We start from the raw sequence: 24,752 nt of genomic DNA on the forward strand, positions 1-24,752 counted from the left end.
ACGATGAAGCATATTTGGGTAAAGCTCGCCTTTGTGATCATGGCAGTCGGCGCATGCGCTGTTCTTTTTTCCTCGTTGTTATCCGTAAAGGAAATGGATGTTCATTTTTCCATGTATGCCAATGAAGTGAGAAATCAGCATAACCAAGAAATATCCCGTGTCGCACTCCAGGCGTATCAGGACAATCAAGGCTGGGGACCGGAAGCCTATCATAAGCTTGAAGCGGTATCTGAGGTCTTGGGATTGCACATCACACTCCTCGATCAACAACAACAAGTGAAGAACGAGTGGGGCAAACGTCCAGTCCATACGAGCAATTACAGTGTAGACAAGATTCCCCTTGTCAGTAAGGGGGTCATGATTGGGCAACTGGTGATTAGCCACGATGATCGCGGTGCGTATATGACCTTGGAAAGTCATTTTCAATGGGCGCATAAAAACACAACGTCATGGACGATGGCTGTGCTGCTCATCCTGGTCATTATCATCAGTATACCGCTCGCTCGAACCATGGTGCGTCCCGTCGTACAAGTGAGTACCGCAGCCCAACGAGTCGCGCGAGGCAATCTGTCGATACGCGTACCGGAGCCTCGTGGCATGGATGAGGTTACGTCATTGGTCGCTGCTTTTAACAACCTGGTCCAAAGCCTTGAGCACCAGGAGGAACTGCGCAAGCGACTGACCTCCGATATTGCCCATGAATTGCGAACACCATTGAATACCTTGCTGGCGCAAGTAGAGGGAATGATCGACGGCATATGGGAAGCAACTCCCAAAAATCTCGAAAGCACAAGGTCTGAGGTACTGCGTTTGAGCCGTCTCGTCCGCGATTTAGATCAGGTGATCCAGGTGGAGTCGGGCTCCTTGCAAATGCGCAGTGAAGAAGTGGAACTGCGTGAGGTTGTCAAAGAAGTCACGGAGTCCATGAGTGCTACGTTTGCCCGTGCGCAAGTGAATTTTCACTTCAAAGGCGATCACGCTGTCTGGATTAAAGGGGACAGGCAGAGACTGGCACAAATCGTTGCCAATTTGTTGACGAATGCCTGCAAGCATACGCCAGCGGGAGGAGAAGTCGTAGTCACGGTAGACAAACCGAGTACGATGGTCCGTTTGCAAGTGAAGGACAGCGGCACGGGCATCGATCAAAAGGACCTCCCGTACGTCTTTGAGCGCTTTTATCGGGGAGATCGCTCGCGAGCAAGGGAAAGCGGTGGAGCAGGATTGGGGTTGACGATTGTGAAAGGGATTGTGGAGGCGCACAAGGGAATCATCTCGTTGGATAGCAGAGTGGGGGAGGGAACGTCCATCACGATTTTGTTTCCGCCACAAGCTCATGAAGGCGAAAAGAAAGCCTAAACCGTATCGTTCTCGCTGCACATCGTTTATGCGGTCGGCTTATCCGCGATTTTGATGACATCTGCATGGGCATTCAATCACGTCAAATTTGTGGGAGCCGCTTAATAACACAATTACCCACGGGGGAAGTTTCCACAACATAAGTAAACCGAACGCAGCGATAGCAAGACAAAAATCGTAAGGCGTATGAATCGCCTTCATCCAAACGGGATTAAACAGCGTAGCAAGCAAAATGCCAACAACAGCAGCGTTTATCCCTTTTAAGATCGATTGAAAATTTGGGAGGCGGCGAATTACATCCCAAAACGGTAAAACACCTGTAATCAACAGAAAAGACGGAAGAAACATCGCGATTAAGGCGACCAATGCTCCGGTCCATCCGTTCATTACAGTTCCCAAGTAAGCAGAGAAGGACAGAGGCCCTGGTACGGCTTGAGCTGCACCGTAACCTGCAAGAAATTGAGAATCCGTCAGCCAATCTGAAGGCACCACTGTACGAATAGAGGCAATCCAATCAACAATCCAAAAAACAAAATCCAGGCGACAACTGCTGTACTACGGCTGATCGATATGCCCATATGAGGAGTTTCCGGGATTTCGGACTTTGCCAGAAAATATCGGCCAAATAGCCCCACAGCAGCAATGACTATCAATTGACCGTAAGCGGTTGGCCATAATAAGGTAATGATAGCGGTCAATATTGCTATGGTTCCACGAGTACAAGTGCTGGCGAATTAAGCAACCTTTAATCGCAAATGGGAGGGGAGTGCCCCCTCCCATTTGCGATTAATCAGCAAGACTACCGATTCTTGCTGATGTGATTGGAGACTAGTAAACCGCATTCCAACTGAATACGTACCAATTTCTGAATGGGAATAACTGTATAGTTTAGTTCTCGTTCCAGCTCATCCGTATACTGTCGCAATTGGCGAAGCCCTTCTTGCAGCACTGCTTTCAGTTTTGTAATTGCCTCTTGGTCCTTTGAGCCTTCCTTTGCTAGCCGCTCTAGCTCAAATTCGCAAGTGCGGACCGCTAGTCCTAAGCTCAATCCTCGATAAAACTTCGATACCACGAAACTGCTGAAAACTTGGGAACCCTTTGCCGGCTTTTCAAATTCAGGATCGCTCATTGCCCATTTTCTCTGTACTTCGTTCCTTTCTTTGCGTGCCGGGGAAGAGGGGTCCATCAACTTGAAAAACGGGTTATCCTGCGAAATATAGGACCGTATGCCACCCACAAGTCCCTCCAGCATTTCAAAAAAAGCCTCACTTTGATCTGCTTCGGTCAGAAGTGCCTCTCTGCGGGAGATATCTGAGTCACTCTGATCCTCTATTCGTGGATCGAAAAAATATGGCAGCTCGGTAATTAATGTTACACAATCCGCTTTCGAAGAGGCGTATGTGTGGCTGTCTGCCCCCACATCAAGTGTCGGGGGTTTTCCTGTATGTTTCTCCATATAATCATAGTATTCGTCTTGCCCGTTTAAACTGAAAATGGCCGGAGCAAACTCTGTCGCAAATGGCGTCTCTGGTTCTCCTAGATCTAAAGGCACGTCTTCCTTCCTTGCTGAATTGTGAAATCCCTCGTATAATTCTGGAAAATCGTGCGAAATATACCAATAAGCACCGCATAACCCCCCATTGTGTAGAGAATACATAAACTCAGGTCTAGTCTCGTCTATGATTTTCATGAGCACTTGCGTTTCAGGCAATGGTTCGTCAAAGCGATATTCTTTATATTCAAACGGAAAAGTCCATTCAACCTGCTCGTAGCCGACAGGTCTATAGTAATTTCTAATGTAGTTAAAAATATTGTATGGTCCTTTAAACCAATTTTCATTTAGTCGCGTACCATCAGGGTCAGCACATTTGATGATGTACCACGTGAAGCCCAGCTCGTCGCGCAGAGCCTTGTCCTCTGCCAATGCGCGGGAGAGATATTCCATCGTCATCGCGCCAATTGGCTCGTTAGGATGCGGGCAGGCAAAGCATAACGCATTTTTGGGCCCGTCTCCGATTTTGATACATTGAATGGGGTGTCCATCGCGGGACTTTCCCGCCTCAAATACGGTTACAGCATCAGGAAACTCTTCGGCCAGCTTTCTGGTGCTTTCATCCATTTCATCTACTGTTAGAAAAACCTTGTAGTCTGGCACCTTATCAATCACATGTTGAAAATTCATCGATCATTCCCCCTCGTCTGATGCAATATTTTAATCTTGTCTCGGTTCCAATCTTCCAAGTCATTCTAAAAAAGATGCTATTCCTGTAACGTATCGATTAGGTTCTTGACGTAGACGTAAAGACTCCGTTTATTTTTCTACCCAGCTATCTTGGAAATTGGGGGAATAAGACGTCCATTTCACGCCTTTTACTCGCGAGCTTACTACCACAAAGAGCTTGTCACTATAGATGGGAACAACGTATGCTTGCTCAAGGAGATGTTTTTGGGTATCTACATATACCTGTTTTCTGGCTTCTGTTTCAGCGGTTGCACGTCCTTTTGTTAATAAGGCATCCAGCTTGCCGTCTTTTAGACCACTTATGTTAAAGCCAGCACCAATTTGGCTAGAGTGGAAACTTTGGTATAAAGCATCAGGGTCATCGTAACTATATGTAACCATCGTCACATCAAAATTTCCTTTCATTTGTCCATCACTAAACGCTGACTCCTCTAAATTTTGAATGGTAGCTTTGATACCCACCTCGCCCAGCATAGCTTGCAACAACTGAGCCTGCATCTCAAACCTAGCCGAACTCAAAAAGGAAAGGGTAAATACTTTTCCATCCTTTTCTCTCAGGCCTTCTCCGTTTAGCTTCCATCCAGCAGCGTCAAGGAGTTTCTTTGCTTCTTCCACATTGTATTGGTACCCGTATTTTTCCAATGACTTATCATACCCCAATGTTGAAGGGGATAACAACGATTGGGCAACTTCTCCTTCACCCATCAAAACCGCATGGACCATTGCTTGTTTATTAACCAGCATATTGAATGCTTTTCGGACTTGGATATCCTGGAACTCCGGTTTTGTCAAGTTCATATATAAACTAAGAGGTATCCCAGCCCGTAAGAGTTCCAGAACCTGATATTTTGGGTTATTTCGATACTTCTTGATATCTTTTGCGGGTACATCGAATGCAACATCGATGGTACCGTTTTCCAAAGCGGCCAACATAACACTTTTATCTGGAATTGTTTTGATCACCAGTTTATCAGCTCTTGGCGGTCCTTGATTTTCATCGAGCGGCATGGCCCACTTAAAGGCTTCATTGCGAACCAATGTAACCCCCTCGCCAGCCTTCCAGCTCTCAAACTTCCATGGACCCATTCCCACAGGATTTCGTCCATATTCCTCACCATATTTTTCAATGGCCTTCATGGATAGCGGTTGAGTTACACCAGTGCCTAAATCTTCAAGAATCGACACATTGGGTTCATGTAATTCAAGGATGAGGGTTTTATCATCAGGGGCACTGACGGTCTTCACCGGCATCATAACTATTCCCGCCAGTTTTGCTTTTGTTTTCGGATTCTTAATGCGTTCAAAGGTATCTTTAAAACTCTTGGCAGTCAGAGGTGTCCCATCGTGAAACGTAACACCAGAACGAATGGTAAAGGTGTACGTTTTTCCATCCTCTGAAATCTTGAATTCACTTGCGAGATTAGGTTTGAATTCTTTTGTAACAGGATCCTTGTAGACCAGCGATCCACCCATATTCCAAGTAACACCCATATCGTTGCCAACTGACTTGTGAACATCTAAGGTATCTGCTTCACTTGCGTAAGCCACAGTGATGGTTCCGCCTGTCTTTGGTTTGTCAGCCTCTGGCTGTTGATTTGGTTCAGGTGTGGTTGATTGTGTGCTGCATGCAACCACCAACGACGTACATATCATAATTATTAATCCTAAAATAATGCCATGAAATCTCTGTTTCTTCTTTACCATGTGACAGCTCCCTTGTTCTGTATTGTTTAAAAAATCTACATGACGACATAATTTTGAAAGATATCTGACCTCCTTTACGTTTAAAGCGCCGATTTGGCAAGCGCTTTAAAAAATATTTTGCAAGTGAATCCAACGCATCAGCCCCCTAGGTCCCGATTATAAAACCTCCAGCAAGAGGAGATTCAATCGTTAGTTTTCGACAATATGTTTCTTCAAAAGAATAAGGAGCTTGTTTAAGAAGCTCCCTGCGCATGCTGAAATTCCAGCTCAGTCTCATTTCATTATCGTATTGTTCGAGTGATCGGAGCGTTGTAGATGGGACCTTTATTCGATAAAGACTTCCTGACTACTGTAGATCTGTTCCATACGCTCCTGCCGCGTTTTTATCGGGGAGACCGCTCGCGAACAAGGGAACGACCATCATGATTTTGTTTCCGCCACAAGCTCATGAAGCCGAAAAGTAAGCCTCAACCGTATCGTTCTGGCTGCACATCGTTTATGATAGGATGAGAATTTGAATATTCGATACAAAGAGGGAGAGTACATGTTTGATTGGACTACCATGGGAGCATTTTTGGCTGTTGTGATCGGCCTCTTTTTAATTCCGGGACCCGCTGTCTTGTTAACTGCCACGCGTACCGTACAGGGAGGGCGTAAAGCAGGGATCATGGCAGGGCTGGGCATTGCCACCGGTGATTTCATTCATACGATTTTTGCAGCGGTCGGACTATCCGCGATATTGATGACATCTGCATGGGCATTCAATCTCGTAAAATTTGTGGGAGCCGCTTACTTGGTCTATTTAGGGGTTCGGGCCATGCTTGAAAAACCGGTTGACCCAGAACTGCCAAAAGTAACACCGTTGCCACCGCTGCAATCGTATGGGCAAGCCATCCTCGCAGAACTACTGAACCCAAAGACGGCGTTGTTCTTTCTGGCGTTTCTGCCGCAATTCGTACATCCGGAGCGTGGGGGAGCCATTTTCCAATTCCTTGTCCTGGGACTGATTTTCGCCATCTTGGGATTCTTTTACACCGCGCTGATTGCGATCAGTATCAGACCATTAGGGCATCTGGTGAAACGAATTTCCTGGCTGGGCCGCTGGAGTGGCAAAATCGTAGGTTCTGTGTACATCTTATTGGGATTAAAAGTAGCGCTGCAAGAGAGATAAGGTAATGAGTCGGGGAGTAGTCTTCCCGGCTTTTTTTATTGCCTAATGACAGGTGTAAGGTACTTTTTAGTGCCTATGATACTTGAAAGTACGTACTTCCTATCAAGTGAGGCATGAGACATAATAGCATTCAGATGCAACATATTCGCCAATCATGTTAAGTAAGGGCCCTGCTTTGTGAATGGCAAGAAAAAATAAGGGAGGATACACCTCAGATGAGCACAATTACATCCAATGTGAAGCAGCAAGCAACTGGTGCGAAAAACTCCACTCTTGCTTTACTTGCTCTCGCAATCAGCGCATTTGGTATCGGAACTACTGAATTCGTTATCGTCGGTTTGTTGTCTACAGTCGCACAGGATTTGAAAGTAACCATCACCTTAGCAGGACTTCTTATTTCTGGATATGCATTAGGAGTAGCAATTGGAGCGCCGATTATTACAGCACTTACAAGTAGAATTCCACGCAAAATGCTGCTCATGCTTTTGATGATTGTCTTTGTTGTCGGCAACAGTGCGGCAGCCTTGTCGAGTAGTTTTACGCTTTTAATCATTGCCCGTTTCTTTACCGCGTTTTCTCATGGAGTATTTTTCTCCATCGGTTCGACGATTGCAGCCGATCTGGTGCCAGAAAACAAGCGTGCCAGTGCGATTGCGACAATGTTTACTGGTCTGACTGTCGCAACCGTTACAGGCGTACCTTTGGGAACGTTTATTGGACAAATGTTTGGATGGAGAGCGACTTTTTGGGGTGTGGCCATTCTTGGCGTGATTGCACTTATCTCGACAGCGATTCTGGTACCAAGCAATTTGAAAAAAGCCAAGCCTGCTTCTATTAAAGACCAAGTGAAAATAATCACAAACGTGCCACTGTTGCTTGTCTTTGCGATTACGGCACTTGGCTACGGCGGTACCTTCGTAACCTTTACGTTCTTAGGGCCGATTCTGGAAGAAATCACGGGTTATCAGGCAAGTGCTGTCAGTCTGATTCTTCTCGTCTATGGGATTGCAGTAGCGATTGGAAATACGGTCGGAGGAAAAGCGGCTGACAAGAATCCGATAAAAGCGTTGCGCTGGATGTTCATCATTCAGGCGATCATTCTGATCCTGTTAACATTTACTGCTCCTTTCAAATGGGTGGGAACCCTGACGATTATGCTGATGGGCCTCTTGGCTTTTATGAACGTACCGGGTTTACAGGTATATGTCGTGCAGTTGGCTGAAAAATACGTGCCAAGTGCTGTTGATGTAGCTTCTGCCATTAACATTGCGGCATTCAATCTCGGCATTGCGATTGGAGCCTTTGTGGGAGGAATCATCGTCGATACCATTGGACTGATTCATACACCATGGGTGGGTGGAGTAATGGTGTTAGGTGCAGCATTACTCACGGTGATCAGCAGCAAGCTGGAAAAAGCTCGTCATTAATTGTAAAAAGACGGCGGATGGATGAATGCATGAGTCCGCCGTTGATTTCCATATACATCACGTAAGGAGAGAGCATCGATGAGCAAATTCGACGGTCATTATGGATTTCAGCGAATGTTCCAAGAAGGCAAGATGACCTTGGGATTTCACATTCCGTTAGAGGCATACGAATGGGAAGCACCGACAATGGAGCGCCAGGTTGAACTCGTCCAAGCGGCAGAAGACTATGGCTTTACCGGAATCTGGCTGCGGGATGTGATTTTGCAGGACCCCGCTTTTGGTGACCCTGCAACCGGGCAAATTTATGACATGATGATTTATTTAACGTATTTGGCTGCGCAAACCAAAAAAATCGCTTTCGGTACCTCAAGTATCGTTCTTCCACTGCGGCATCCGCTACGAGTGGCAAAAGAGACAGCGACCATCGAAAATTTGTTTCCCCAACGTTTGATGATGGGGATTTCTTCCGGGGACAGACGGGCTGATTTTCATGGATTGAATGTACCACATGAACAACGTGCAGAGCTGTTTCGCGATGGCTACGACTATTTGCAGAAGGTCATGGCAGAGGATTTCCCAAAAATCAACTCCCCATATGGCATGATTGACGGAGCGAATCTGGTACCAAAATCGACCGCGCCCATTCCTACTTTTATCACGGGGTACAGTCAACAAACAATGGACTGGTTTGCGCAAAACGGAGATGGCTGGATTTATTACCCGCGTGATCCATTCAATCAAGCACATGCCATCCAAGAATGGAGAGAGCTTGTCCAGAAATATCATCCAGGTGTATTCAAGCCGTTTATTCAGCCTCTTCACTTGGATCTTGCGGAAAATCCGGATGAGTCGGTCACGCCGATTCGATTAGGCTACCGAGTTGGTAGAAAAATGCTTTTGGAACTACTGGCCATGTATCAAGAGGTCGGTGTCAATCACTTGTTTTTCGCCCTGTTCCCTAGCAAGCGTCCCATTGACGAGGTCATCGATGAGCTAGGACAAGAAGTATTGCCTTATTTTCCGGCCCATATCGATTCACCGGAGCGAGTTTGATTCCAGCTTCATATGAGGAGGGGAGGACATGGGAAAATACAATATCCCTGTAGAGGCAACATTGGAGGTTATTGGAGGAAAATGGAAAGTGGTGATCCTTTGCTTGTTGGCAAAAGGAACAAAGCGGACAAGCGAATTGAAACGCGCAATGCCTGCCATCACGCAAAAAATGTTAACGCAGCAACTGCGAGAATTGGAAGCGGACAACATTATCACCCGCAATGTTTTTCAGCAGGTTCCCCCACGTGTTGAGTATGACTTGACTGAGTACGGCAAGACACTGTCGAAGGTCCTGGATGTCATGTGTGAATGGGGAGAGAGTCACATCGAAAACCAATTGCAAAAAATAGTCGAATAAAAAGGGGAAGTTCGATGAGAGGAATTGGCATCAAGCAATACGGCGGCATCCAACAGTTAGCAGAAATTGAACTGCCAACAAAACCAATCGGGCCAGACGATTTGCTCATATCGATCAAAGCGAGCGGGGTAAATCCCGTTGATTGGAAGGTGCGGGAAGGACTGCTGCAAGCAGATTTTCCTTTTGAACTACCACTGATTTTAGGGTGGGATGCCGCGGGCACGGTAACGGCTGTCGGTACGAATGTGCAGGATTTTCAAATCGGGGATGATGTCTTCTTCCGTCCAGAGCTGGATAGAGAAGGGACATACGCAGATGAAATTGTCGTTCCGGCGAATATCGTAGCCCCGATACCACGTGGTTTGTCTTATGCGGAAGCAGCTTCACTTCCATTGGTCGGACTAACGGTTTGGCAGGCATTGGTGGAGGTAGGGAAGGTACAAGCGGAAGAAAAAGTCCTGGTGTTGGGGGGAAGCGGCGGGATTGGTTCCATGGCAATCCAGCTAGCAAAAGCGCTAGGTGCCTACGTGGCGACGACAACCAGCTCCAAAAACAGCGATTATGTCCGTGAGCTGGGAGCAGATGAAGTCATCGTGTATGATCAGGGACCACTTCACACCTCTACACAATTTACATTCATGCTGGACACGCTGGGTGGAGAAGCATACGGAGAAGCTTTAACATTTATGAAGCGGCAAGGAAGAGTAGCAACCATTATCGGCGAGCGTGATGCCAAGAAACCTTCGTTCGCTGATGCAGTTGAGAAAGAACGAGAGCTGGATGTTACTTTTGTGTTTACGCGTCCAGATGGGGTAAACATGAATCATATCCGTGAGCTGGTGGAAGCCAAACATGTAAAGCCTTCTTTGATGAAGATATATCCATTGACCATTCAAGGCGTTCGAGACGCGCATCTCTTTAGTCAAACGGGTAGAGTACGTGGCAAGATTGTGCTCGTCCATTCATGAGTGGGAGACGAGCACGAGTAAATAGCGCGAATGTAACAGCGGCGGGCTAGGATTGGATTTTTCAACCGAACCCGCTGCTGTTTTCATGAAAAAGCCAGCGTGACTGTGTAGATCGCCTTCGCTGGTAACCGCCAGCTTCACCTCTTCCGAATCACGGCCCCCTGCAAGACAAAGGTAATTCCTAAGATTCCTGAGATAGCAAGCAGGCGAATGAAACCGTTGGAGACAAACAGATTGACACAGATCAGCCCAATAATGATCAGAACAAGCAAGATCACCGTTTTTCCCGACATGTACGTGTTCCCCTTTCCTCAGACAAAATGAGTGGTCTCGTCAAATCGGTGTATGCGGGTAGTTCCAAGGCGTATGTAATTTGACTTTTTGGTTGTCAGAATCTTCTGTTCATCCTATGGATACGTACTATTGTAACGAATACGATCGTGCAAGAAAAGGCGGGATAACGTGAAAAAACTCCCTTCTGTCATCGCCAGGTGCTCACCTGCACGCTTGAGAGGGAGTTTTTGCTTGTAATCGTGCTACACTCATTACTTTGTCGCTAGCTGACGCTCCGTGCTCTGCTGCTTCATCGGCTGTCCGGCCAATTGTGATCGCTTGGATCGAATCATGATGGCAGTAATCAACAGTGCAATGCCATTTATGATAAATACGAAGCGAATGGGGATGAGTCCCCCGAGAAAGCCGCCAATGATTGGCCCCATCATCGTCGCGAGCTGCGTCGAAGATTGGTTCAGGCTAAACGCTCTGCCGCGAAATTCTGGTTCCGAGACTTTTACAATCATGGCGTTGATCGACGGATAAACAGCGGCAAAAAACAGTCCGTACGCGAATCGCAAAATGCCAAATCCATACAGATTAGTGAAGAAAAATTGCAGTAAATTTCCGATCGCCCCACCCATTAAGCCGATGAACAAGATTTTGGAATAGCCGACCTTTGTCCCAAGCTTTCCCCATTGTGGAGCAGCGATGACCGTCGCGATTCCGACTGCCGCAAAAATGATGCCGGAGCTGAGAGAAGCGTCTTGCTGCGAAGCGCCCAATTGCATGACGTACACGGTTAATAAAGGTTCAAGAAGCATAACGGAAATCGTGACCATCAGGCTCATACCCAGTATGGACATCAATGGGCGATTTGCTAGTGCAGCACGCAAATCTTCTCGTACACTCGAGCGGCTGCCGGAGCGGTTCAAGTTCGTTTCCTTCACGAAGAAAGTAGCGATCAGCGCTGCTACAAGCACAACAAATCCTGAAAAAATGAAAGCTTCCGCGTTTCCCCATACATGACTGACGACGCCGCCAACCAACGGACCGATAATTCCTCCGGTTGCACCCGAAGTCGCCATAATCCCCAGTGCGTACCCGACGTTTTTTTCTGGTGTATTCGTCGCTACCAACGCAATGGCGGCAGGTACGTAGCCGGCTAGCAGGCCCTGGAAGATCCGTAACACAAGAAACAAATAAGGGTCCGTAATCAAATACGTCAAAAAGTACAGCAAAGCGAGGCTAAATCCAGAGCGAATCAACATAGGCTTTCGTCCATATTTGTCCGCAAGAGAGCCCCAAAATGGCGAGATGAGTGCACTTGCTAAAAACGTGATGCCAAACGAAATGCCAGACCAAGCTTCCAGATGCTCATTGACCCCCAGTGAAGTATGGAGGAAGATGGGCAGGAATGGGATGGAGATGGAGTAGGCGGTACTACAGAAAAATACCCCTATCCATAACACGATCAAATTACGTTTCCATGAAAATTCCATCTTTCTGTCACAACCTTTGCAGTTAAAAAGCAGGAATATTGTTATTGATCATTCTAGCACTGCAATTTACTGCTGACCAATTCGGAAATATGATCGGACTATTGCAAAAAAGAAATAAGAGGAAACCTTGACTTCATTCAGACAAAAGAAAATCCCCTAACGACAAGAGATGTCAGCTCTTGTATCCGTTAGGGGATTTCCATGTAAACGGCAGGTTAATGTCCGGCAGGCGTGCTTATCCCCACTCGATCAATCAATCGCTTGCTTTCCTCATTAAGTCCAGTGATGACGACGAATTTGTCCAACTGTCTGTATTTCTCTACGACCTTTGAAATAGCTGTTACGGCTGACAAATCCCAGACGTGGGAACGAGAAAAGTCAATGATAATCTGCTGGGGATCATCCTGAAAGGAAAAGAGGTCGACGAAGTGCGTCATGGTACCAAAGAACAACTGACCCGAGACGGCGTACACTTTTTCACCAGTATCGCTCACGTAGGAGGTGGCATGCAAGCGAGCCATCCTCCAGCCAAAAATGACGGCACTCAGGATCACTCCAGAAATGACCCCTTTAGCCAAATCGTGCGTAGCGACGACGATGATCACTGTCGTAATCATGACAACGGCATCCCCAACAGGAATTTTCCGCAGGTCCCGTATGGACTGCCAGTTAAACGTCCCGATCGATACCATGACCATGACACCTACGAGGGCAGCCATCGGGATTTGTTTGACGACATCTCCAAGGACCAGGATCAGGAACAAGAGAAAAACCCCTGCAACCAAGGTGGACAGACGGCCACGCCCACCTGATTTCACATTGATAACGGACTGTCCGATCATGGCACAACCAGCCATTCCGCCAAAGAATCCGGTGATGATGTTGGCGATCCCTTGGCCTTTCACTTCTGTATTTTTGTTACTGCGGGTATCTGTCATCTCATCAAGAATGGCAGCAGTCATCAATGATTCCAGAATCCCGACCAATGCAAGTGGAAAGGAGTAGGGCAGTATGATCATGAGTGTTTCCCAGTTCAACGGGACACTAGGAAAGTGGAAGATTGGTAATTGACGTGTGATTTCGCCCATGTCTCCAACGGTCCGCAAATCAAGACCTGCCCAAATGGAAATGACCGTCATGACGATGATTGCTACAAGAGCAGAAGGGACAGCTTTGGTGAGACGCGGTAACAAATATATGATCGCGAGCGTTCCAGCCAGCATGACGTACATAACCCAGGACGCCCCAATGAAATGGGGAAGCTGAGCCATAAAGATGAGAATAGCCAACGCATTGACAAAACCAAGCACAACGGTATGAGGGACAAAGGTCATCAGCCTGCCGATTTTACAGGCCCCCAGTACCAGTTGCAAAATACCAGTCAGAACAGTCGCGGCGAATAAATACTCGATGCCGTGCTCTTTGACCAGAGTGATCATTAATAGCGCCATAGCACCTGTAGCTGCGGAAATCATGCCCGGTCTTCCTCCGACAAACGCAATAATAACTGCGATGCAAAAGGAAGCGTACAACCCAACCATTGGATCGACACCGGCAATAATAGAAAAAGCGATGGCTTCCGGAATCAGGGCAAGTGCAACTGTAATACCTGCAAGTACGTCCGCACGTACATTAGAAAACCATTCCATTTTTAGTTGTTGAAGGTTCAAAAATGTTCCTCTTTTCTGTATCGTATCGTGACTTTCCCCTTTCAGAAAAGTCGGGGCCGTTTTTCACAGTTTTTCATTATAGTAAAAAGGAGTCCTCTTCGCCATCTTTTTTTAGGAAATGGTAAAAGGCACAAAGATACGACTTTCCGACCAAAAGTGCAAGGGGGAATTGAGTGGGACAGTGAAACAAGTTAAGATGAAAATAAGTCTGAAATTTCTAAAAATAATAAACGCGATTAAACTTTTATGATGAAGGGTGGATACGACGATGCCTAAGGATTGGAAGGATGCAAAGCAAGGACAAGAGAAGGATGAAGAATTGCTAGTGAAACCGTCCGTAACCAGGCGGAAATTCCTCCAAAAAACAGCCATGCTAGGATTGGCTGCAGCCGTACCTGCTTCTCTCCTGACGCTTGGAACTGCTATTGGACAGGAGACAACTGGAGAAGAAGGAAGCTCGTCAAAGAACGGCTCACCCCGAATACCAAAGCTCGCAAGTGGTACGATCGTCGATGTTCCTGGCGTCAAAGTCGGACAAGTCCAAAATGAGGAAGCCTTGACTGGCTGTACAGTGATTGTGTTGGAAAAAGGATCAGCATGCGGGGTAGATGTACGAGGTTCAGCACCTGGGACGCGAGAAACGGATTTGTTGAATCCGATCAATTCTGTCCAGGAGGTCAATGCTGTCGTTTTAACAGGGGGCAGTGCCTACGGATTGGATGCAGCAAGCGGTGTCATGCGTTATATGGAAGAACAGGGCCAAGGCTACAATGTCGGGGTGGGCGTCGTCCCCATCATTCCAGCAGCGGTTATTTTTGATTTATCGATTGGCAGTGCCAAAATTCGTCCGGATCAACAGATGGGCTATGAGGCAGCACGTCTTGCCAGCAAACAGCCAGTCCAGCAAGGAAATGTCGGGGCAGGCACAGGTGCGACAGTTGGAAAAATGGCTGGGATGAAGCGAGCAATGAAGGGTGGGCTTGGAACAGCTTCTCGCCGTCTGCCAAATGGTCTTGTCGTAGGTGCAATCGTAGCGGTGAACGCCGTCGGAGAAGTGCGGTTACCCTCCACAGGAGAAATTTTGGCAGGAGCGAGGGGAGAGGATAGCAATATACGCGATAGCCTGTCCTGGATGATTGATGCGGCAACTCCCCCAGTTCCGGCAGGGACGAACACTACCATCGCAGTGGTTGCGAGCAACGCGAATTTGAATAAAGTACAAGCGAATAAAGTCGCGCAAATGGCGCATAATGGACTCGCAAAAACGATTCATCCGGTTCACACGATGAGTGATGGAGATACGATTTTTGCTATTGCCACAGGGGGCGTGGATGCTTCAGTCAATCTCGTCGGAACGCTGAGTGTAGAAGTGCTGGCGGAAGCGGTCGTCAATGCGATCCTTTCTGCCAAAGGAGCGGGTGGGGTGCCTGCTTATCAAGATTTACGCTGAGGGAAATACTGGTTCGAGCCTCTCATTCCTTGATGGATAAGGAGGTTCGAACCGTTTTTTTCTGCCAATGTGCTCCGCGAAGAAAAAAATTCCAATAAAACATCGATATAAAAGACAAATCCATATATAATGAAAATGATTTTCAAAATCAAATACTTGATTGATGTTGTTCTTGAGAGAGAGGAGTTGCTGCTTCAATGCTTCGCAGATTTTTTTCTTACTATCGGCCTTATCGTGGATTATTTATCCTCGACTTCACGTGTGCAGTATTCGTTGCCTTGTTGGAGCTGGGATTTCCGCTTGCAGTGAACATGGTCGTCGATCAACTACTTCCGAGCAAGGATTGGAATATGATCGTGTGGGCGTGCATTGGACTTTTGGCTTTGTATGGTCTTAACGCCGGGATGAACTATGTCGTCACCTACTGGGGACATATGCTTGGAATTAATATCGAGACGGATATGCGGAAGAAGCTGTACGACCATATTCAAAAGCTCTCTTTCCGCTTTTTCGATAATACCAAGACGGGGCATCTGCTATCTCGTCTAACGAATGACTTGATGGAGATCGGGGAGGTCGCTCACCACGGTCCGGAAGATTTGTTTATCGCCGTGATGACGCTGATCGGTGCTTTTCTCCTGATGTTCAATATTAATGAAGAAATGGCGCTGCTTACGTTTTTGGTGATTCCGCTCTTGATATTCTTCGTCGTTCACTTCAACCGTAAAATGACGGGAGCGTTCCATCGCCTATATGGCGACATGGCGGATTTCAACGCACGTGTTGAGGACAACGTAGGCGGAATGCGCGTCGTACAAGCTTTTGCCAACGAGAAATTTGAAAACAAAAGATTCGCAGAGAACAACCAGCGTTTCCGGCTCACGAAGCTGTTGTCCTATAAAATCATGGCCCAAAATATTTCTGTCAGTTACGTCCTGATGCGTTTAGTCAATTTGTTTGTCCTGATTTGCGGTAGCTGGTTTGTTATTCAAGGGGAATTGACCTACGGTGAATTTGTCGCTTTCTTACTGTTAACGAATGTATTTTTCCGTCCCTTGGAGAAAATTAATGCGATTATCGAGAGCTATCCAAAAGGGATTGCCGGCTTCAAACGCTACATCGAAATCATGGACACAGCACCGGATATTGCGGATGCTCCAGATGCGATCCAGGTAGAGTCGCTGAAGGGCGATATCTCGTACAAGAATGTTTCGTTTAGCTACGACCAAGAGTCTTCTGTTTTGCAAAATATTGATTTGAACATCCGGGCGGGCGAGACCATTGCGTTTGTAGGCCCTTCTGGAGCAGGAAAAACCACGTTGTGCAGTCTCTTGCCGAGATTTTATGAGATCGACGGGGGCAGCATCTCCATTGATGGAATGGATATCCGCCAAATCACGTTAACGTCATTGCGTAGCCAAATCGGAATCGTTCAGCAAGATGTGTTCCTCTTTTCAGGGACGATTCGCGAAAATATCATGTATGGAAAACTAAACGCTTCAGAGGAAGAGATCTGGGAGGCAGCGCGTCTGGCTAAACTAGAGGAGTTTATCCGTTCTCAGCCTGCTGGTCTGGAGACGATTATTGGTGAACGCGGAGTCAAATTGTCCGGTGGTCAAAAACAAAGACTGGCGATTGCACGCATGTTTTTGAAAAACCCGCCGATCCTGATTTTGGATGAAGCTACCTCTGCACTTGATACCGAAACGGAGGCGGCGATCCAGCAGTCCTTGCAGGAACTGTCCAAAGGCCGTACGACATTGGTGATCGCCCACAGATTGGCTACCATTAAAAATGCAGATCGAATCATCGTTGTAACGGAACAAGGCATTACGGAGCAAGGAAGTCATGATCAGCTCTTGGCTCGTGAAGGCATCTACAGCAGACTGTATCAAGCACAGTTCGGTACGTACCTCGACCAGTCAAACAGCGTTTTTTCTTGATAATGAATAGAGAGGGAGATCATGATGCTAGAATGGGATGACGATTTTATCGCCCAACGGTTTGATATTTCTTCAAAACCGAGACCCAATGCCTTATTTTCGATGAAGGCAAGAGATTTGGTAGACCCGACACATATGAATGAGCTCGTACAAATCTATGCTCCGCTAATCAAGGCACATGAGCTGACTGCTGCTGGTACTTACATCAGCAGTTGGCTCACGAGCCCTTCTCTCGGTCTATCGTATATGATCTCTGTCTGGAATCGTGCACTTACCATGACACTGGATAATATGACGATTGAATTGTTTTACGAGGATGATTATCCGCAATTCGTCTTTGTGCTACCGGCGTATGAGATCGTAGAAGCGCCTACGAGCGAAGCAGAGCGCTCAATCTGGCTGAAGGAATGCTATCGTGCGTATTTTCAAGACTTCCTTCACCCGTTGCTCACGACTCTTGCAAAGGTAACGGGAAACCCAGAAGCGATGCTCTGGGGACAGTTCCCAACCAAGTTCAATTACCATACGGATGCTTTTGTGGCGTTGGTAGAACAGGATAGCATCAAGCAACAAGTGAAGGCTGATTACGATTTCCTCTGTAATCAGTTGGAAGGCGAGAGCTTTGGATTGCAAAAAAATCCATTTCGCGTGGGTGTGCGGTGGATCGAGGATATGCGTGACCCCCAAGCGAAAGTCCGGATTAAGAATCAATGCTGTTTGTATTATAAGACGGGGGAGCAAAAGTATTGCTATACCTGTCCGCGGATAAAAGAAGAAGAGCGCGCTCTGATGAGAATTCGTGCGTAGCTGACCCTTCCTTTGTGGAGGGTTTTTTCTATACACAGTAGACGTATGGACATGGGCTAGCCTCTTCCTATAAAGTAGAGTCAGGGGTAAAGTTGGAAAAATCAGAATGATTTCCAGGAAGGCGTGGTTCGTATACAGACAATGAACCAAAAGGAACTGGATCGCTACGTTCGAGATTTTCATCAAGCGGTTGTCAATCAGCAGCTTAGCCTTTATTATCAACCACTCTACGACCTGAGGACAGGCAAAATAATCGGAGCAGAAGCTCTGGTAAGATGGAACCATCATCAAAGAGGGCTACTGCCCCCGGAATGGGTATTTTGGTTAGCAGAAATGAGCGGGTTGATTCTTTTGGTAGAGGAATGGGTGATCAGAACGGCTTGCAAGCAGAACAAAGCTTGGCAGGACGCTGGACTACCACCTCTTGTGACATGCGTGAATCTGTCATCGTATACCCTGGAATCGGATCAGTTGGGTAGCCGGATTCAAGCGATCTTAGAAGAAACGAACCTGCGGCCTCACTATTTGGAGCTGGAATTTACCGAGGATTCTGCGAGAGATGGGGAGCGTACCATCGAAATTTTAGCAGAACTAAAAAGAATCGGGGTAAAAATCAGCTTGGATGATTTTGGGAAGGGCTATAGCAGTATTCAACATCTATCTCGCTTTGCCATGAACAAAATAAAAATCGATCAATCCTGTGTAAGGGAATGCATGAGTGATGTCACACAGGCGACCGTTATCAAAACCGTCATGGCGATGGCACGAAGTCTTGGCGTGCAAGTAACGGCAGAAGGTGTAGAGACGCAAGAGCAACTGGATTTTCTTTGGCAGCTTGGCTGTGATTCTGCTCAAGGATTTTGGTTTAGTGAGCCCATGCCTGCCGAAGACTTGGCTCGTGTGTTGAAGCGTGAGGAAAGGTTTAGGAACAGTGCATTTCTACTACTCAATGGTGGACAACACCGAGCTTTAGATACATACGAAATGGATCAGAATGAGCGAGGAGAAGTTCTTCGTAAGCAGCAACATGAGAATGAATCGACATATCGAATGATTGCAGAAAACTTGTCCGATATTATCGTGATCATCAATAGTCAGGGGATCATTACGTATATTTCGCCATCCGTTCAATCCGTTCTGGAGATCGCTCCTGATGAAGTTGTGAATCGACACCTGCTAGCTGTACTACCATTGGAAACGGGCAGGCTTGTTATGCAAACGATTCGTCAGATCACGGTAAAGAAGCAGCCTCGTCTCATTACATTTACTTGCCCGGACCGGAATGGCAAAAAGATCACGCTGGAGGCAAAAGGCACTCCGGTGATTCATGAAGAACATGAGGCGAACCAAGTCATCTTTATCATTCGAAATCACACGAAGCACGTGCAAACAGAAGAGTTTTTACAAAAAATAGACAAGCTCTCCGTCATAGGGCAAATGGCTGCCGGGGTTGCACACGAAATACGAAACCCGGTAACTTCTATCAAGGGCTTCGTACAATTGCTCCGTCGAGATCAATGGAAGAGAGAATATTTTGATATTATGCAGGCTGAATTTCACCAATTAGAGAGTGTCTTGCGAGAATACGTCTTTTTATCAAGAGAGTGCACAGAACCGTATGAAGCAAAAAATCTAGCGAGTTTGCTGCGACAGGTTACCCGATTGATGCAAGTGAAGCTAGAGTGTCATCATCTGGCGCTAGATGTCAAGGAAGTGGAAGGGACCGTGATTTGGTGCGATCAGAATCAAATTCAGCAGCTTTTCATGAACCTTCTGTCAAACGCCGTTGACTCGATGCAAGATGGTGGCACGATTCACATCGTGGCTGGGCGTAAAGAAAACGAGCAAGTAATGATTCGAATCATTGATCAAGGCTGCGGTATGGCGGAAGAACGGCTGAAACGACTAGGCGAGCCTTTTTATAGTACAAAGGAAAAAGGGACCGGGCTAGGACTCATGATATGTTATAAAATCATTCAAGCACACGACGGGTATATCCATTTTTCAAGTACCCCGAATAAAGGGACGACAGTGGAGGTTTCCTTTCCACTAGGAAAATCAAACCCAAGGCTCGATCCATAACGTGATCAGGCCTTGGGTTTTTCATCCTTCTTACTCTTTCTTTGTTTGGTTATCGGAAAATTGTTGTTGAACAGCTTCCAAAAAACGCAGCCATGCCTCGGGCAGCTTGGGCTCTTCTGTAGGACGGCGCATAGTGGAATTGCTGTCGTTTTGCTGCACTCGCTCCATTCTCCACCTATCCTTTCGAGTCTAGCCAATCATGACGCAGGGTGAACAAGTCCCGCAGCTCTTCTGTTGATAGCTCCGTGATCCAGCTTTCGCCCGTCCCGACAATTTGCTGGCTCAACGATAGCTTTCTCTCCATCATTTCATCAATGCGTTCCTCAATCGTCCCGAGCGAGATGAATTTGTAGACGTGAACATTGCGCTGCTGTCCTATGCGATGGGCCCGGTCAGTGGCCTGATTTTCTACCGCAGGATTCCACCAGCGATCTACGTGAATGACATGGTTGGCTTCCGTCAAGTTCAAGCCGGTTCCACCCGCGCGCAAGGAAAGAATGAAGATGGCTCCGCGTTCATCGTCCGGAAGTGTCTGGTCTTGAAAACGAGCGATCATCTCATCGCGTTTTTCTTTCTTCGTGGCTCCATTTAGGAAGTAGACAGGTCCATAACCTTCTCGTGTCAGCACTCGTTGGAGCAAATTGCCCATTTCGATGTACTGGGTAAAAATCAGGCAACGCTCTTTCTTTTGGCGAATATCCTCCACCAGTTCCAGCAGTCTTTCCAATTTGTGTGAGCGACTGGCTTCATCCGTTGTTGAGATTTCATTCAAAATGAGGGCAGGATGGTCACACAATTGCTTCAGACGTGTCAGTGTCGTTAGAATCAGACCGCGCCGCTCCATAGGGGAGGCTTTTTCCATACGATCAAACATATCCTGAATCGCTGTCTCATAAAGTGCGCCTTGCTCGGTAGTCAGCGGTACATATTCCTTGCTCTCATTCTTATCCGGCAAATCGAGCTGAATGTTCGGATCGGTTTTCACGCGACGGAGCAGGAAAGGCTGAATGAGTCGTTGCACCTGATTGATGAGTTGCTGGTCTTGGTCGCGTTCGATGGGATGGACAAAGCGCTGGGTAAATTCCCCGAGACTTCCCAAGTAACCAGGATTCAAGAAATCAAAAATAGACCAGAGCTCACTCAGACGATTTTCGATCGGAGTGCCTGTGAGAGCGATCCGGTGCCATGCTTTCAAATCGCGCACAGCGGATGCTTGCTTTGTATAGGCGTTTTTAATATTTTGCGCCTCGTCGAGACAAATCGTATCCCATGTAATCATTCCTAGCTCTTGCTCATCCAAATGGGACAGGGCGTAGGAGGTAATCACCAGATCCGCTCCCTTGATCGCTGGCAAAAACGCCTCCTTCTTTTGGCGATCATTGCCATAATGAATCATTACTTGAAGAGAGGGGGCAAAGCGCTTCAGCTCTTTTTGCCAGTTGCCTATGACGGAGGTCGGGCAGATTAAGAGAGAAGGGGTATTGGCTGGGCCATGTTGTTTGACATGAAGCAAATACGTAATAAATTGAACCGTTTTTCCCAATCCCATGTCATCGGCCAGACAAGCTCCCAGCCCAAAGCGGCGTAAAAAGAACAGCCACGAACTGCCCTCCAGCTGATAATGGCGTAACGTCCCGTGAAAAGTAGATGGCTGCTCCATGATCGGGATGCGTTTCGTTTCTTGCAATTGATTCAACAGCTCTCGCAAATGCTGGTTTAGCTGAACTTCAACCGTTAGAGAAGTATCGAAATCGAACTCATCATCGGGTAGCTCCTCCACCTCTACAGTAGGGGCGAGGTGCATTCTCATGACATCACGTAGGGACATGCCGTTTTTCGCTTTGTTTTTCTTGAGTGCTTCTTGCAACTGCAAGAATAAATCGGGAGTCAATTGCACCCAATGCCCGCGAATTTTCAGCAGGCGTTGCTTTTGTTTAATGAGTTCCTCAAATTCCTCTTCGCTGAGCTCCACAGGTCCCAAGGCGAGCTTCCATTCAAAATCCATGAGCTGGGAGACACCCAGGAAGGATTGTCGGCTAGCCCCGACAGAGGTTGTAATTTTGGCTTTTAGCTTCGGTTTTACCCGGCGTACTTGTTCCCACCACGCTGGTAGAAAGACATGAATACCGGCTTGCACCAACTGCAAACTGCTCGACGTCAAAAAGATCCACGCTTGCTCGTTCGTCAGTCGGGTGAGAAAACGGCTTTGATTCTCCTGGGAGTCTTTTTGCCACGGGAGAATCTCCTTGCATTTGGCGAGGTCCGTGAGAAAACGATTCCAGTGTTCACGCCAGTCAGCAGGGATGCGGGCGGTAGCTACCCCCTCAGCCGTCAACTGGTGTGGCTCAATGAGAAATAACTGATCTGGCTCTTCACGATTCTGCAAATACACTTGGAGTTGCCAGTCATTGGGATGCTCCTCGGCTTCGACGATTTGCAAACATGTGCGAAACGGTGTCGTATCTGGCAGCCAGCCTATCGATTGCAACCATTCCTGTTCCTGAAGGTGTGGAGAAAGCTCGGAGCCCATGACGTACAGAGCCGGGTATTGCGTCAATAGCTGCTCCCACTTTCGTCCAATCTCACCAGTGCCCTGCAAGGATTCCTCTACGACGAGCGATAGCCACCTGTGTCCGTACTCTGGAAAATCGCCGGGAGTATGCATGGCTCTCCAGCCTATTTGTCCTTTTTTCCAGGAAGAAAAATCAGGGGCAATAGAGCCTTGTGCGAGCGTATCCCGGATCATTCCCGCTACATGCGTATATTGTTCAAATGACTTGCTGGATGAATAGGTCCGATGCAAAAGCCATTGGGGGGAGACGAAAAAGGAGAGGGCCTTGGCAGGGCTGAGCAATACGCCATGCTCGTTTTTGTTGAGGAAGGTTCCGTAATAGGAGGACTCATCCCACGCAAAAAGTGTTCCTGCCAATTCTTCTGGATCGATCACTGCTCCTTGCGTGTCTTTGCCAGTAATCAAGAATTGTCCGTCTGCCAAAAGCTCTCCGTCTAGAACCAATGTAGTGACGGTATTCATAAGTTGAAATTTCCTCTCCTTAGCTCTTCTTGAAAAGCACGTAACCGATTATGTTTGGCAGATAATTGTTCCACGTATCGTTCCCAGCGCGGATCTTGGTTTGCTCTGTTGTAAATCGTCCTTACCTTTTTCATGAGCTTGATCGCTTCTTTGTAGGCCGTTCGATTACGTTCCGCAATCAGTCTGTTCACCTCGCGCAAATAAAAAGGGAAGAGCAGAGTCGGCTCGGCTTCCTCGATTTCTTTCACCTGCACGATCGAGATATCTGCCATGGGCACTTGAAACGACATTTGCAAATCAATCCATTGCTGAAACTGTCGTTCGTCATATAAATAGGCGGCATATTCGTGGTAACTGCTTGGTAAGAACTGCTTTAGCTTGGCGCCGCACTCGGCTGATCGTCCCACTTGCTCCATCGCTTCCTGCCAAATGGCGATAACGAGACGGTATTGTTGTGTCTCGGCTTGACCGATTAAGGACGTCAAGGAAGCAGTCCAATCGAGAAATCGTTGCCATTCGCCATTGCGTGCGAATGATTTCATATAGGACAAGTAGAAGGATAGGTTCAAACGGCTCATTCTTTTCCAGATTTGTAGAGCAGCTTCATCTTCTTTTTCCATCACATGAAAGTGGGCGCGGAGCAGCAGCCCTTTTTCCTTTTCGGCGGCAGAACTGTTTTCGTCGTTGATAAGCTGATCCAGTACATGGATCTCCTCTTGCATCCACTCCGGCTTCTTCAATAGCATCCACCATAACATTTGATAGGCGAAAATCCAGTAGAGGGAGGTGGCTTCGTTTTCTTTCAATTGCTTTGTCAGTTGAAGAGTATCTATGATGGCATCCTGGTGGTCAGTCAAGAGAGCAGGGATATCTGCGAAGTACAATGTCCCTTCTAATTGATCCAATAGCCGCTCGGCTGTCTGAACCAAATCCAGGAACCAGTATGATTGGCGGTACGTTTTCACGTATTGTGTAAGCTTCATGAGATGAAACAGATTGGCATGAATGACAAAAAGTTGTGCGCGATCTTTCGGCCACGAGGCAGCAACACTCAGCACATTCTGATAGCTCGATAATAACTCAGAGGAAGCTCGATACGATTCCATGGCCGCAAACAGGTTGCGTGTCCAGCTCTCAAAAAATGCCCACCATTCTTTGACGGAGCTATTTGCGGTAAGCGGAGAGGAAACAGACGCTGTATCCTGCTGAGCAGGAGCGGTATGGCTATATTTATAAGCAGGAATCAGCAGATGAGGAGAAAAAGTAGCTCGTCTTGGTTGTTGGGAGCGGGTCAAAAATGTGCGAGGATTCTCGAACACACTATACATCTGAAAAAAAGTAGCAGCAATATGCTTGCAAATGCGCGAATAAGGGCAGGTACAGGTACTGTTTTGAACCGTTTCCATATCGAGGCGAACATGATACACCTCGGAACCTTGAACATCACTCATCAAATATTGGCCTTGTTCTACGCGTGTATTGAAGACGACGCCATCAGAAAAGTACGTATAGCCCCGTTCAATGATGTGTCCTTCGACGGCAATTAGGATTTGCTCGCCTACCTGTATCGCTTGTTCCCGAGTCAACTCTCTTTGCAACATGTAGTCAGATCCTCCGAACGAAGTGTCATCCCTCCATTATAACCCAAAATGCGGAGAATGGAAAAAGATGCGTGTGTTCGCAGCATCAATAAATGGTTTGGGCCATAAGCA

Annotated in this window: 19 protein-coding genes and 2 pseudogenes; 11 read left to right on the forward strand and 10 right to left on the reverse strand. The window is 47.1% G+C overall.

What is annotated here, in order from left to right; translation table 11 throughout:
- The first annotated feature begins 3 nt into the window (after window positions 1–3).
- Both AB432_RS13845 and AB432_RS31405 read left to right on the forward strand, forming a co-directional pair.
- Complete coding sequence (locus AB432_RS13845; protein WP_048032764.1) at window positions 4–1,356, forward strand: HAMP domain-containing sensor histidine kinase; 1,353 nt, start codon at window positions 4–6, stop codon at window positions 1,354–1,356.
- 27 nt (window positions 1,357–1,383) lie between these two features.
- Window positions 1,384–1,458: pseudogene (locus AB432_RS31405) on the forward strand (LysE family translocator); the annotation flags it as partial.
- A gap of 54 nt (window positions 1,459–1,512) precedes the next feature.
- On the opposite strand, the pseudogene AB432_RS13850 reads toward AB432_RS31405, so the two are convergent.
- The 4 genes and pseudogenes from AB432_RS13850 to AB432_RS13860 all read right to left on the reverse strand — a co-directional run.
- Window positions 1,513–1,848: pseudogene (locus AB432_RS13850) on the reverse strand (chromate transporter); the annotation flags it as partial.
- Window positions 1,827–2,054: a hypothetical protein gene (locus tag AB432_RS30510; RefSeq protein WP_162630241.1), complete on the reverse strand. Its 228-nt coding sequence runs from the start codon at window positions 2,052–2,054 to the stop codon at window positions 1,827–1,829. The pseudogene AB432_RS13850 and the gene AB432_RS30510, both read right to left, overlap by 22 nt.
- Window positions 2,055–2,155: 101 nt before the next feature.
- A complete protein-coding gene (locus AB432_RS13855; RefSeq protein WP_048032765.1) occupies window positions 2,156–3,538 on the reverse strand; it encodes a M14 family zinc carboxypeptidase in 1,383 nt (460 codons plus the stop codon).
- A gap of 129 nt (window positions 3,539–3,667) precedes the next feature.
- Window positions 3,668–5,302, reverse strand: a complete 1,635-nt coding sequence (locus AB432_RS13860) for an ABC transporter substrate-binding protein (RefSeq protein ID WP_048032766.1) — start codon at window positions 5,300–5,302, stop codon at window positions 3,668–3,670.
- Between the two features lie 544 nt (window positions 5,303–5,846).
- Here AB432_RS13860 and AB432_RS13865 point away from each other — a divergent pair.
- From AB432_RS13865 to AB432_RS13885, 5 genes are all read left to right on the forward strand, one after another.
- Window positions 5,847–6,473, forward strand: coding sequence for a LysE family translocator (locus AB432_RS13865; RefSeq protein WP_048032767.1), 627 nt, complete (start codon window positions 5,847–5,849; stop codon window positions 6,471–6,473).
- Window positions 6,474–6,688: 215 nt separating this feature from the next.
- A complete protein-coding gene (locus AB432_RS13870; protein ID WP_048032768.1) occupies window positions 6,689–7,900 on the forward strand; it encodes an MFS transporter in 1,212 nt (403 codons plus the stop codon).
- A 78-nt stretch (window positions 7,901–7,978) separates the two neighbouring features.
- A complete protein-coding gene (locus AB432_RS13875) occupies window positions 7,979–8,953 on the forward strand; it encodes an LLM class oxidoreductase (protein WP_048032769.1) in 975 nt (324 codons plus the stop codon).
- Window positions 8,954–8,981: 28 nt separating this feature from the next.
- Window positions 8,982–9,311 (forward strand): winged helix-turn-helix transcriptional regulator, encoded by a 330-nt coding sequence (locus AB432_RS13880; protein ID WP_048032770.1) that lies wholly within the window; start codon window positions 8,982–8,984, stop codon window positions 9,309–9,311.
- Between the two features lie 14 nt (window positions 9,312–9,325).
- Window positions 9,326–10,279 (forward strand): NADP-dependent oxidoreductase, encoded by a 954-nt coding sequence (locus AB432_RS13885; RefSeq protein WP_048032771.1) that lies wholly within the window; start codon window positions 9,326–9,328, stop codon window positions 10,277–10,279.
- 137 nt (window positions 10,280–10,416) lie between these two features.
- On the opposite strand, the gene AB432_RS30735 is transcribed toward AB432_RS13885, so the two are convergent.
- The 3 genes from AB432_RS30735 to AB432_RS13895 form a co-directional block, all read right to left on the reverse strand.
- Window positions 10,417–10,572, reverse strand: coding sequence for a hypothetical protein (locus AB432_RS30735; RefSeq protein WP_201265922.1), 156 nt, complete (start codon window positions 10,570–10,572; stop codon window positions 10,417–10,419).
- Between the two features lie 252 nt (window positions 10,573–10,824).
- Window positions 10,825–12,054, reverse strand: coding sequence for an MFS transporter (locus AB432_RS13890; RefSeq protein WP_048032772.1), 1,230 nt, complete (start codon window positions 12,052–12,054; stop codon window positions 10,825–10,827).
- A 215-nt stretch (window positions 12,055–12,269) separates the two neighbouring features.
- Entirely contained in the window at window positions 12,270–13,724 is a 1,455-nt protein-coding gene (locus tag AB432_RS13895) for a SulP family inorganic anion transporter (RefSeq protein ID WP_235617685.1), read from the reverse strand.
- Between the two features lie 268 nt (window positions 13,725–13,992).
- Here AB432_RS13895 and AB432_RS13900 point away from each other — a divergent pair, with 268 nt between their 5' ends.
- From AB432_RS13900 to AB432_RS13915, 4 genes are all read left to right on the forward strand, one after another.
- Complete coding sequence (locus AB432_RS13900; protein WP_113732270.1) at window positions 13,993–15,174, forward strand: P1 family peptidase; 1,182 nt, start codon at window positions 13,993–13,995, stop codon at window positions 15,172–15,174.
- A gap of 197 nt (window positions 15,175–15,371) precedes the next feature.
- Window positions 15,372–17,117: an ABC transporter ATP-binding protein gene (locus AB432_RS13905; protein ID WP_048032773.1), complete on the forward strand. Its 1,746-nt coding sequence runs from the start codon at window positions 15,372–15,374 to the stop codon at window positions 17,115–17,117.
- A gap of 21 nt (window positions 17,118–17,138) precedes the next feature.
- Window positions 17,139–17,924: a Fe-S oxidoreductase gene (locus AB432_RS13910; protein ID WP_235617686.1), complete on the forward strand. Its 786-nt coding sequence runs from the start codon at window positions 17,139–17,141 to the stop codon at window positions 17,922–17,924.
- Window positions 17,925–18,065: 141 nt separating this feature from the next.
- Window positions 18,066–20,006 carry an EAL domain-containing protein gene (locus tag AB432_RS13915; RefSeq protein ID WP_048032774.1) on the forward strand — a complete coding sequence of 647 codons (1,941 nt, stop codon included), beginning with the start codon at window positions 18,066–18,068 and terminating at the stop codon, window positions 20,004–20,006.
- Between the two features lie 30 nt (window positions 20,007–20,036).
- Here the strand turns inward: AB432_RS13915 and AB432_RS30740 are convergent, their stop codons facing one another.
- Genes AB432_RS30740 through AB432_RS13925 form a run of 3 tightly spaced genes read right to left on the reverse strand, consistent with a single transcriptional unit; the run spans window position 20,037 to window position 24,641 of the window.
- Window positions 20,037–20,174: a hypothetical protein gene (locus tag AB432_RS30740; RefSeq protein WP_201265923.1), complete on the reverse strand. Its 138-nt coding sequence runs from the start codon at window positions 20,172–20,174 to the stop codon at window positions 20,037–20,039.
- Window positions 20,175–20,181: 7 nt separating this feature from the next.
- Window positions 20,182–23,040 (reverse strand): DEAD/DEAH box helicase, encoded by a 2,859-nt coding sequence (locus tag AB432_RS13920; RefSeq protein ID WP_048032775.1) that lies wholly within the window; start codon window positions 23,038–23,040, stop codon window positions 20,182–20,184.
- Complete coding sequence (locus AB432_RS13925) at window positions 23,037–24,641, reverse strand: SWIM zinc finger family protein (protein ID WP_048032776.1); 1,605 nt, start codon at window positions 24,639–24,641, stop codon at window positions 23,037–23,039. Before AB432_RS13925 ends, AB432_RS13920 begins: the two co-directional genes overlap by 4 nt.
- Window positions 24,642–24,752 lie beyond the last annotated feature (111 nt).

The organism is Brevibacillus brevis (assembly GCF_001039275.2).
GTDB lineage: Bacteria > Bacillota > Bacilli > Brevibacillales > Brevibacillaceae > Brevibacillus > Brevibacillus brevis_C.